We start from the raw sequence: 9,377 nt of genomic DNA, 5'->3' as shown, positions 1-9,377 counted from the left end.
GGCGGTTTCTAGGGGTCGACGCAACACTGCCTGTTCTACTGGGTGGTGATTAGATCACGCATACGCTCGGCTGGGGTTTCCCAGCCGAGCGTTTTGCGTGGTCGGCTGTTGAGTTGCTGAGCGACGTGCTCGAGATCCGCGGGGCCGTAGACGCTCAGGTCGGTGCCCTTGGGGAAGTACTGCCGGAGCAGCCCGTTGGTGTTCTCGTTGGTGCCGCGCTGCCAGGGGCTGGCTGGGTCGCAGAAATACACCTGCATATCGGTGGCCACGCTGATCTGCGCATGCCGGGCCAACTCTGCGCCTTGGTCCCAGGTCAGCGACCCGCGTAGGTGCGCGGGCAGGTCTTTCATCGCGGTGATGATCGCGTCGCGGACCTGTTCGGCGTCGTGCCCGTCGGGCAGGTGCAGCAGCATCGTGTAGCGGGTGGAGCGTTCGACGAGAGTGCCGATCGCGGTCTTGTTCTGCTCACCGGTGATGAGATCCCCCTCCCAATGGCCGGGAACAGCACGGTCCTCGACTTCGGCCGGGCGGTCGCTGATCATCACCATCGGGTCGATGAACCGCTGATACCGCTCACCTTCTTTCCGCTGCGGTTTGCGTTTGGTTCGTCCGGTCCGGAGTGCTTGCTGCACTTCTCGTTTCATCCCTCCACGGGCTTGGAAGTACAAGGCCTGGTAGATCGTCTCGTGGCTCACCCGCATGCTCTCGTCGTCAGGGTGATCCCGGCGCAGACGGTGCGAGATCTGCTCCGGCGAGAGCTTCCTCGACAAGCCCTCCTCGACCTCTGCCCGCAGGACCGTGTTCACCACCAGTTTGGACTGCTTCGGCCGCGCCCGAGCCGCCACCGCTACCCGATCGGCCTGATACGGCAGATACCGGCCGCCGATGCTGCGTTGACGGACCTCCCGGGAGATGGTGGAGACGTTCTTGCCGATCCGGGCGGCGATGGTCCGCATCGAGTCCTTGAGTACCAGCCCGTCAGCGATTGCGATGCGGTCATCGAGCGAGAGGTAACGGTCACTGATCGCGATCGCGATCGCCGAAGCATCGTCTCGGCTCGAGATGGCACTGGTCACAGCCTGTTTGTAGATCGTCTTGGTTCGATAGTCCACGACTGTGCCGTCCGGGTGGATCCGCCTGCCACTGGTTCGTCGGATTCCCTGGCGCCAGTCCCGGGCGGTGCGTTCGTTCACCTGCACCTCACGGGCCGCGCGCGCTGACGACCACCCCTGATCGAGCAGCGCGAGAAATCGCTTCCTCGCCTCCGGCTTACCCACCGCCTTCAGCTTGTCCGCCGTGACCAGACCGGCATCGACCAAGACCCTGCGAGCGACCGAGAACGCCACATCGCACTCGATCGCAGCCTTGTTGATCGAGCCGGTCCGATCGAACACCGCCACGATCCGCTCCGGATCTGCCGGCCTACCCGGCCCGCGAGGCGGCCCCACCGGGTGGCCAATCGCCCGCAGAATCGCGTAACACCGCCGCCGCGGCACACCCACCGCGACAGCGGCCTCCTTCACCGGAACACCGGAGTCGACCAGCTGCGCCAGCTCGCCGCCGAACCGGGCACAGTCCTCCTGAAACGACATGATCGCCGCAACCTCTCGTTGAGAGTGTTGCGACGATCATGTGAACCCGCCAGGGCGACGGGGCCGTTCGGGCGTGAAGGAACGGTCTTACTTGACCGAAACCGAAGCGCCGGCCTCCTCGAGCTTGGCCTTGGCCGCATCGGCGGCGTCCTTGTCGACCTTCTCCAGGATCGCCTTCGGAGCGCTCTCGACGAGGTCCTTGGCCTCCTTCAGGCCGAGGCCCGAAACCAGCTCGCGGACGACCTTGATGACCTGGATCTTCTTGTCGCCGGCGGCCTCGATGACGACATCGAACTCGTCCTGCTCGGCAGCGGCGTCAGCAGCGCCGGCCGCGGGGGCGGCACCGGCGGCCGCGACGGCGACCGGAGCAGCGGCGGTGACCTCGAAGGTCTCCTCGAAAGCCTTCACGAACTCGCTGAGCTCGAGCAGGGTCAGCTCCTTGAAAGCGTCAAGCAGCTCGTCGGTGGTGAGCTTCGCCATGATTGGCGTCCTTCCTGTAAGTCTTGCTCGCTGATCCGCGAGGCAAGGTGATGGGGGTTGCTGGGATCAGCGGTACTACGCGGCAGCCTCGTCGGCGGCCTTCTTCTCCTGCAGCGCGGCGGCCAGGCGGGCCACCTGCGAGGCGGGAGCGTTGAACAGGCCAGCGGCCTTCGCCAAGTTGCCCTTCATGGCACCGGCGAGCTTGGCCAGGAGCACCTCGCGCGACTCGAGATCGGCGATGCGCTCGACCTCGGCCACGGACAGCGCGCGGCCGTCCATGTAGCCGCCCTTGATGACCAGGGCCTTGTTGTCCTTGGCGAACTTCTTGATCGCCTTGGCGGCATCGACCGGCTCACCCTCGATGAAGGCGATCGCGGTCGGACCCTCGAACAGCTCGTCCAGGCCCTCGATGCCGGCGTTCTTCGCGGCGATCTTGACCAGGGTGTTCTTGGCGACGGAGTAGGTGGCACCCTCCCCGAGCGAACGACGCAGCTCGGTGATGGAACCGACCGACAGCCCGCGGTACTCGGTGACCACGGTGGCCGTGGACTTCGAGAACTTCTCGGCGATCTCAGCGACTGCTGCGACCTTCTCGGCGTTTGCCATACTTCGCCTCCTCTCTACGTGTCGTACCGACGGAGAAGGTTCGGGCCCGAAACGACGAGAACCCCGGCGCAGGGCGCACGGGGTTCATCATGAATCCTCGTCCTCCTGCGTGGGTCGCCGGCTCGGGGCCGGACCTTCGATCGGGCTTGCGCCCGATGACCGACGGTCTTCGGTGGAACGAACCGGTGGAACACCGGTTTCCGGGAGTCCAGAGTACGCGGAAGGTGGCCAGCCACCAAATCGTGGCCCGACGGTGCCTGGTGGTCCGGTCGGGTGCGCATCGACCGGGCCGGCTGGGGAGGGCGTCCCTCGTTTCGCTGTCGGCTCGCGGCGTCGACCCCCACGCGACGCCGATTCCCCACCACACGCCCATCCGCCGACCACACGCCAGACACAGCACGTCCCCCGCGCGACGCCGATCCGCGACCCCCGCGTTCGCTCCCCTACCGCACGCCGTGCGTCTGATGAGGGGTCGGCCGTCCCCCACGCGACACCCTTTCCCCCACCACACGCCACCGCGCGTCAACCGATGGCGACGCCGGACTCGGTGTAGACGATACGCAGCGCGAGGCCGGCTTCGGGGCCCATGACCTGTGCCGCGAGGTCGACGAACGCGGCGGTGAACGACGGGCCGTGGGCGGCACCGTCGGCACCGGCGGCCGCGACCACGTGGTGCGCGAGCTCGTGCAGCACCACCAGCTCGCGCAACGCCCAGGCACCGTCGCGCCCGGCGGGGACGGCGACGACCGGGCCGGCGGGACCGAGCTCGTAGTGGGCGCCGGCCGCCCCGGCTCGGGCCCGTACCCGGACGACGCCCGGGCCGGCGACACGGTCGACGTAGGCCTGCACCGAATCGACGGAGGCGAACCGCGCCTCGGGCGGCAGGGTCAGCGGCACGCCGAGTACGTCGACGGTGCGCCCCGCGCCCGCGTGCTCGAACAGGCCGCGGACGAGTTCCTCAGCCCGGTAGACCGCGGCCCGCTGCGTGTCCCTAGACGTCCTTGGCCACCTTGAGCTGCTCGATGATCGCCCTACCCGTGGCGGCCATGTCCTCGCGGCCGATCGGGATGACCAGCATCGCGTAGGTCTGCGGTGCGGAGGCGATGACGATCACCGTGACGTCGTCGCCCGCTACGGTGAGCTTGTCCCCCGTGACCAGGATCTTGCCGGTGACCTTGGCGGCGGGCACCCCGTCCACGGTGATCGACTCGGCCGCCGACTGCTCGACCCGCTTCGAGGTGACGTTGAGGTAGCCCGCACCGTCCGCGATGCACTGGATCATCCGCGAGGCGGCATCCTTCGGGTCCAGCTTGGAGTTGAAGTTCGTCTGCCCGACCTCGGCGCCCGCCTGCCACGGCTGACCGTCACCCATGGCCTTCTGCAGGCCCGCGGCGGCGATGCTCTGCGCGTAGACGGTGTAGCTCTCCTTCTCCCAGCCGGGCGCGGCCGAGACGGGGAAGGACAGCGGCCCGGACGCGACTCGGTCGGTGATCTCCGACGCGAGGCCAGTACCCGGTACCCCGCAGTCGCCGCCGGTGCTGGGAGTGACCGACGTCGGGCCCGCGGTCGGGGCGGCGCTGGGATCCGCCTTCCCCGAGTCCGAACGCATGACCAGCACGACCGCCGCGATCGCCACCGCGATCACCAGCACCACCGCGATGCCGATCCCCACGAACAGGCCGGTGCGGTTCGGCTTCTGCGGCGGCTGCCCGTCCGGCCCACCGGGGTACTGGTACCCCGGCTGGGGCTGGCCGGGGTACTGCGGCTGCCCGGGGTACTGGTACGGCTGCTGCGCGTACGGATTCGTCTGCTGGCCGTATCCGTACTGGTAGCCGCCCTGCGCGTACGGGTCACCCTGCTGTGCGTAGGGGTTGGGCTGCTGCCCGTTCGGGTCCTGCGGATTGGTCATACGTCCCTCGCCACCTTGAGCTGCTCGAAGATCTGTCCTGCCACCGCCGCGAGGGCGGTATCCCCGATCGGGGTGTCCGACTCGAAGTATGCCTGGGGAGCGGAGGCGATGACCACCACCGTCACCACATCGCCCGCGATGTCGAGGCCGGGGCGGCTGATCAGGATCCGCCCCGTGACGCGGGCGGCCGGCACCCCGTCGACGGTGACCGCCTCCGGCTCGGTCAGTCCCTCGAGCCGGGGCCGGTACGAGTCGTACCGGCTACTCGCGACGATGCACGGGATGATCCGGCGCGCCGCCTCCTCGGCGGAGACCTTCGGCGCGAAGGTCGTGAGGCCGATCTCGACGTGCGCGTCCCACCGGTGGCCCGGCACCGTCGTCCGCAGACCGGCGGCCTGCGCCCCGGGCGAGAACAACTGGTACCCCTGCCGCGTCCACCCCGGCGCTGCGGCCACCGGGAAGGAGAGCGGCCCCGAGACCACGCGATCGGTGATCGGCGCGGTGGAACCCGGCCCCGGAACACCGCAGGCGCCTGCCGTGCCCGACGGCGCCGTCCCCGACGGCGCGCTCGGGACCGCCACCGTCGACGGGCCCGCCCCGGATGCCCGGATCAGCAGCACCCCGGCGAGCACGGCGCACAGGACGACGACGACCACGGCTGCCCCCACCGCCCAGCCGAGCGCCGCGGTGTTCCGCGGCGGGCGGGGCGGGGACGGCGGTGGGTACGGCCGGTAGGGCGCGGTCACGGCGCTCCCCGTTCGAGCGCTCCCCGGCTACCTCCGAGCTCCGAGTGCGTGCCCAGCCGGGCGGAGCGGCCCGCCCTGTCCCCCGCGCGGCGGGCACCGTCGGAGTAGCCGGCCGAGGCGCTGGACCCGCGCCACCGGCCGCGCGCCGTGGACTCGTCGCGGTAGAACGAGGCGAGTTCGACCTCCTTGTCCCGCAGGGCGATCGCGGTGCCGGGCTCGTCCCGCTCCGCGGCCTGGGCGGTGGCGGCGGCCCGGGCCTCCGCGAGACGTGCCCCGATCCGCGCGGCGAAGGCCGACTGGAAGTTGATCCGTGCCGTGACCCCCGAGACCGGTTTGGTCTCGACCCACCGCCGCCCCGTGCGACGGTCCTCGTAGAGCTGCTGCACCGTCTCGGACTTGTGGGCGCCCGAGCGGAGATAGGCGTCGGAGGCGCGGACCATCTGGATCACGAGCGAGGCGTACAGGGCCTCGCAGGCGTCGACGTCCTCCGCGAAGCCGTAGGCGAAGACGAAGGTGGAGTTGGAGGCCACGTCGCACCGGACGTCGTTCGACTGGGCGATGGCGACGAACAGCTCGACGAAGGTGCGCAGGCCCCGGCGCCCCGCCTCGCCGATCCGGACCGTGCGCTGCTGCGGGACCGCGCGGGCGCGCTCCGTGCCGCGCTGGTGGGCGCGGGCCACCGCGAGATCGATCGACGCGGCGGTGGCGAGCCGCTGCGCCGCCTCGGTGAAGGTGGCGGCCTCGTGCTCGTTGTCGGTCCCCTCGGCCTGCCGCAGCAGCGCCCCGATGCGGCTGAGCAGCCTGTCGTCGTCCATGGCGCGAGGATACCGGCGCACGGTGACAGGTTTTCGCCCTCGCCGCCCGCCTGCGTTCCGCGAGTTGTCGGCGGCCTCGGCTACGCTGGGCGCACACCGGCCTTCGCAGTGATAAGGGGAGTGTTCACGATGTCGATGCCGAACGATCCACATGGTCAGGGACCCTACGGAGGCTACGACCCGTACGGCGGGCCGCCGTCCTACCCCTCGGGTACCCCGTCGTACCCCTCGAGCTACCCGGGCGCGCAGCCCTACCCCGGCCATCCGATGCCACCGGGGCAGGTCGAGGATCCCGACAGCGCGATGGGCATCGTCGGCCTGGTGCTCTCGGTGGTCTCGTGCGGCCCGATCGGCCTGGTCGTCAGCTGGATGGCGCTGAGTAAGTCCAAGCAGCGCGGTTTCAAGAACACGCCCGCGCTGATCGGCGCGATCCTCGGGGCGGTCTTCACGCTGCTCGTCATCGTGCCGCTCGTGATCTTCCTGGTGTACCTGGCGATCGTCGCCATCGCCATCGGGTCCAGCGACTACCTGATGCTGCTCTGATCGTCGGGCGGGTACGACGAAGCCCCCGGCCGCTCGTCGGAGCGATCCGGGGGCTTCGTGAAGACCCTGATGAGAGGGAGGCTTACGCCTCTTCCTCGGTGAGGTTGTTCACACGCTGCGGGTCCACCGGGATGCCCGGTCCGGTGGTCGTCGAGACGGTGACCTTCTTCAGGTACCGGCCCTTGGCCGCCGACGGCTTCGCGCGCAGGATCTCCTCCAGCGCGGCGCCGTAGTTCTCCACCAGCTGCTTGGCGTCGAAGGACGCCTTGCCGATCACGAAATGCAGGTTCGCGGCCTTGTCGACACGGAACGTGATCTTGCCGCCCTTGATGTCGCTGACGGCCTTGGTCACGTCGGGGGTGACGGTGCCGGTCTTCGGGTTCGGCATGAGGCCACGCGGGCCGAGCACGCGAGCGATCCGGCCGACCTTGGCCATCTGGTCCGGGGTGGCGATCGCGGCGTCGAACTCGAGCCAGCCGCCCTGGATCTTCTCGATCAGATCCTCCGCGCCGACCTCGTCGGCACCCGCGGCCTTGGCCTCCTCGGCCTTGTCGCCCACGGCGAAGACGATCACGCGGGCCGTCTTACCGGTGCCGTTCGGCAGGTTGACGGTGCCGCGCACCATCTGGTCGGCCTTGCGGGGGTCGACACCGAGGCGCATGGCGACCTCGACGGTGGCGTCCTGCTTGGTGGAGGAGGTCTCCTTGGCGAGCGCGACGGCCTCGAGCGGGCTGTACAGCTTGTCCTTGTCGACCTTCTCGGCAGCGGCCTTGTAGGCCTTGCTGTTCTTGCTCATTGTGTAGCTCTTTCGTTTCTTGCCCAGCGTTCGGGCAGTGAGTGGTTCCGCGGGCCGAGCCGACCCTCCCACGGGAGGCGTTCGCCTCCCGGCGACTTACTCGACGGTGATGCCCATCGAGCGAGCAGTGCCGGCGATGATCTTCGCGGCCTGATCGACGTCGTTCGCGTTGAGGTCTTCCTTCTTGGTCTCCGCGATCTCGCGCACCTGGTCCCAGGTCACCTTGGCGACCTTGGTCTTGTGCGGCTCGCCGGAGCCCTTCTGCACGCCTGCGGCCTTGAGCAGCAGCTTCGCAGCGGGAGGAGTCTTCAACTTGAAGGTGAAGGAACGGTCCTCGTAGACCGTGATCTCCACGGGGATGACGTTGCCACGCTGCGACTCGGTCGCGGCGTTGTACGCCTTGCAGAACTCCATGATGTTGACGCCGTGCTGGCCAAGCGCGGGACCCACGGGCGGCGCGGGGTTCGCCGCACCGGCGTTGATCTGCAGCTTGATGAGCCCGGCGACCTTCTTCTTCTTCGGGGGCATCCTCAGTTTCCTTTTTCTTCACCCCGCACCCGTGTACCGGCGCGGGAAGCATGATGGCTCGCTCTAGGAGATCTTCTCGACCTGGTTGAAGGCGAGCTCGACGGGCGTCTCACGACCGAAGATCGACACCAGCACCTTGAGCTTGCGCTGCTCGGCGTTGATCTCGCTGATGGACGCGGGCAGGGTGGCGAACGGGCCGTCCATGACGGTGACCGACTCGCCGACCTCGAAGTCGACCTCGACCGCGGGGCCCTGCGAGACCGCTCCGCCGGAGGCGGCGGCACCGTCGGACGACGAGGCCGCAGCGGCCTTGGCCGGCTTGGTCCGGGCGCTCTCGGGGAGCAGGAACTTCACGACCTCGTTCATCGTGAGCGGCGAGGGCTTGCTGGTCAGGCCGACGAAGCCGGTGACGCCGGGGGTGTTGCGCACGGCGCCCCAGGACTCGTCGTTGAGGTCCATGCGCACCAGGATGTAGCCCGGCAGCACCTTGCGGTTGACCCGCTTCTGCTGACCGTTCTTGATCTCGGTGACCTCCTCGGTGGGGACCTCCACCTGGAAGATGTAGTCGCCGACGTCGAGGTTCTGGACACGGGTCTCGAGGTTGGCCTTGACCTTGTTCTCGTAGCCCGCGTAGGTGTGGATGACGTACCAGTCGCCGGGAGCGGTGCGCAGCTGCGCCTTCAGCTCCTCGACGGGGTCGATCTCCTCGACCTCCTCGGCGACGGCCTCGGGCTCATCGGCCTCGTCGACATCGGCCTCGTCGACATCGTCGGTCTCGGCGACGGTGTCCTCGGCCGGCTCGACCTCGGTCGCCGCGGCAGCGTCATCGACCAGCACGTCCTCCTGGACGTCCTGCTCTGCCTCGTTGTGCTCCGGGGTGCTCACAGCGCCGAAGTTCCTTCCGTCTCGTCTTCTCGTGCGGTCCGGCTACTTGCCGAACGCCCACAACATCAGCTTCGCGAAGCCGAGGTCGAGGAGGCTGATCATCGCGGTGAGGAGCACCACGAACACCAGCACGATGATCGTGTAGTTGACCATCTGGCTCCGGGTGGGCCAGATGACCTTCCGCAGTTCGGCGACGACCTGGCGGATGAACAGCCAGATGGCGGCGAACGGGTTGCGCGAGGGCTTCTCGGCCGCGGACTTCTTCGCGGAACCGGACTCGAGCGCCTCACCGGGCTCCGGAGCCTCGGCCAGCGCGGTGCGGCCACGACGGCCACTGGAGCGCTTACCGGAGGGGCGGGCCTGCTGGGCGTCTTCGGCGGCGCTGTCGCCGGCTTCGCCGGTGGTCGCGTCGTCCTTCTCGTCGCTCACGCACATCCCTCCGCTGGATCTTCCAGCGGGCGTCGGCCCGCCGATTTC

The 9,377-nt window shown here is 68.9% G+C and carries 11 protein-coding genes and 1 pseudogene; 1 reads left to right on the top strand and 11 read right to left on the bottom strand.

The genetic code is table 11. The annotated features are described in order from the left end of the window. Positions 1–35 precede the first annotated feature (35 nt). From AC21LY_RS22360 to AC21LY_RS22330, 7 genes and pseudogenes are all read right to left on the bottom strand, one after another. Positions 36–1,241, bottom strand: a complete 1,206-nt coding sequence (locus tag AC21LY_RS22360; RefSeq protein WP_489046438.1) for an IS30 family transposase — start codon at positions 1,239–1,241, stop codon at positions 36–38. Positions 1,242–1,679: 438 nt separating this feature from the next. Further along, positions 1,680–2,072, bottom strand: coding sequence for a 50S ribosomal protein L7/L12 (gene rplL, locus AC21LY_RS22355; RefSeq protein WP_489048772.1), 393 nt, complete (start codon positions 2,070–2,072; stop codon positions 1,680–1,682). Between the two features lie 75 nt (positions 2,073–2,147). Continuing rightward, positions 2,148–2,678: a 50S ribosomal protein L10 gene (gene rplJ, locus AC21LY_RS22350; protein ID WP_489048771.1), complete on the bottom strand. Its 531-nt coding sequence runs from the start codon at positions 2,676–2,678 to the stop codon at positions 2,148–2,150. A gap of 522 nt (positions 2,679–3,200) precedes the next feature. Continuing rightward, positions 3,201–3,659, bottom strand: a pseudogene (locus tag AC21LY_RS22345) (TIGR04338 family metallohydrolase); the annotation flags it as partial. A gap of 10 nt (positions 3,660–3,669) precedes the next feature. Next, positions 3,670–4,587: a hypothetical protein gene (locus AC21LY_RS22340; protein WP_489048770.1), complete on the bottom strand. Its 918-nt coding sequence runs from the start codon at positions 4,585–4,587 to the stop codon at positions 3,670–3,672. Then, positions 4,584–5,333, bottom strand: a complete 750-nt coding sequence (locus AC21LY_RS22335) for a hypothetical protein (RefSeq protein WP_489048769.1) — start codon at positions 5,331–5,333, stop codon at positions 4,584–4,586. Before AC21LY_RS22335 ends, AC21LY_RS22340 begins: the two co-directional genes overlap by 4 nt. Next, complete coding sequence (locus AC21LY_RS22330; RefSeq protein ID WP_489048768.1) at positions 5,330–6,148, bottom strand: DUF2786 domain-containing protein; 819 nt, start codon at positions 6,146–6,148, stop codon at positions 5,330–5,332. Before AC21LY_RS22330 ends, AC21LY_RS22335 begins: the two co-directional genes overlap by 4 nt. 129 nt (positions 6,149–6,277) lie before the next feature. Between AC21LY_RS22330 and AC21LY_RS22325 the strand changes: the two genes are divergently transcribed. Then, the gene (locus AC21LY_RS22325; RefSeq protein WP_489048767.1) at positions 6,278–6,691 is read left to right on the top strand and encodes a hypothetical protein; all 414 of its coding nucleotides are present in this window, start codon (positions 6,278–6,280) and stop codon (positions 6,689–6,691) included. An 82-nt stretch (positions 6,692–6,773) separates the two neighbouring features. Here the strand turns inward: AC21LY_RS22325 and rplA are convergent, their stop codons facing one another. The 4 genes from rplA to secE form a co-directional block, all read right to left on the bottom strand. Further along, the gene (gene rplA, locus AC21LY_RS22320) at positions 6,774–7,487 is read right to left on the bottom strand and encodes a 50S ribosomal protein L1 (RefSeq protein WP_489048766.1); all 714 of its coding nucleotides are present in this window, start codon (positions 7,485–7,487) and stop codon (positions 6,774–6,776) included. Between the two features lie 96 nt (positions 7,488–7,583). Continuing rightward, positions 7,584–8,015 carry a 50S ribosomal protein L11 gene (gene rplK, locus AC21LY_RS22315; protein ID WP_489048765.1) on the bottom strand — a complete coding sequence of 144 codons (432 nt, stop codon included), beginning with the start codon at positions 8,013–8,015 and terminating at the stop codon, positions 7,584–7,586. 63 nt (positions 8,016–8,078) lie between these two features. Further along, complete coding sequence (gene nusG / locus AC21LY_RS22310; RefSeq protein WP_489048764.1) at positions 8,079–8,900, bottom strand: transcription termination/antitermination protein NusG; 822 nt, start codon at positions 8,898–8,900, stop codon at positions 8,079–8,081. Positions 8,901–8,942: 42 nt separating this feature from the next. Beyond that, positions 8,943–9,335, bottom strand: coding sequence for a preprotein translocase subunit SecE (gene secE / locus AC21LY_RS22305; protein WP_489048763.1), 393 nt, complete (start codon positions 9,333–9,335; stop codon positions 8,943–8,945). Positions 9,336–9,377 lie beyond the last annotated feature (42 nt).

It is taken from the genome of Tsukamurella sp. II2bb (assembly GCF_057815145.1).
Note: the sequence above shows the minus strand (reverse complement) of the source record. Positions and strands in the feature narration are given on the sequence as shown.

What these genes read in the sequence shown, in the direction of transcription:
- AC21LY_RS22325 (WP_489048767.1), top strand. Translation starts at nt 6,278, where the DNA reads ATGTCGATGCCGAACGATCCACATGGTCAGGGACCCTACGGAGGCTAC.
- secE (WP_489048763.1), bottom strand. Translation starts at nt 9,335, where the DNA reads ATGTGCGTGAGCGACGAGAAGGACGACGCGACCACCGGCGAAGCCGGC.
- rplA (WP_489048766.1), bottom strand. Translation starts at nt 7,487, where the DNA reads ATGAGCAAGAACAGCAAGGCCTACAAGGCCGCTGCCGAGAAGGTCGAC.
- AC21LY_RS22340 (WP_489048770.1), bottom strand. Translation starts at nt 4,587, where the DNA reads ATGACCAATCCGCAGGACCCGAACGGGCAGCAGCCCAACCCCTACGCA.
- rplK (WP_489048765.1), bottom strand. Translation starts at nt 8,015, where the DNA reads ATGCCCCCGAAGAAGAAGAAGGTCGCCGGGCTCATCAAGCTGCAGATC.
- rplJ (WP_489048771.1), bottom strand. Translation starts at nt 2,678, where the DNA reads ATGGCAAACGCCGAGAAGGTCGCAGCAGTCGCTGAGATCGCCGAGAAG.
- AC21LY_RS22330 (WP_489048768.1), bottom strand. Translation starts at nt 6,148, where the DNA reads ATGGACGACGACAGGCTGCTCAGCCGCATCGGGGCGCTGCTGCGGCAG.
- rplL (WP_489048772.1), bottom strand. Translation starts at nt 2,072, where the DNA reads ATGGCGAAGCTCACCACCGACGAGCTGCTTGACGCTTTCAAGGAGCTG.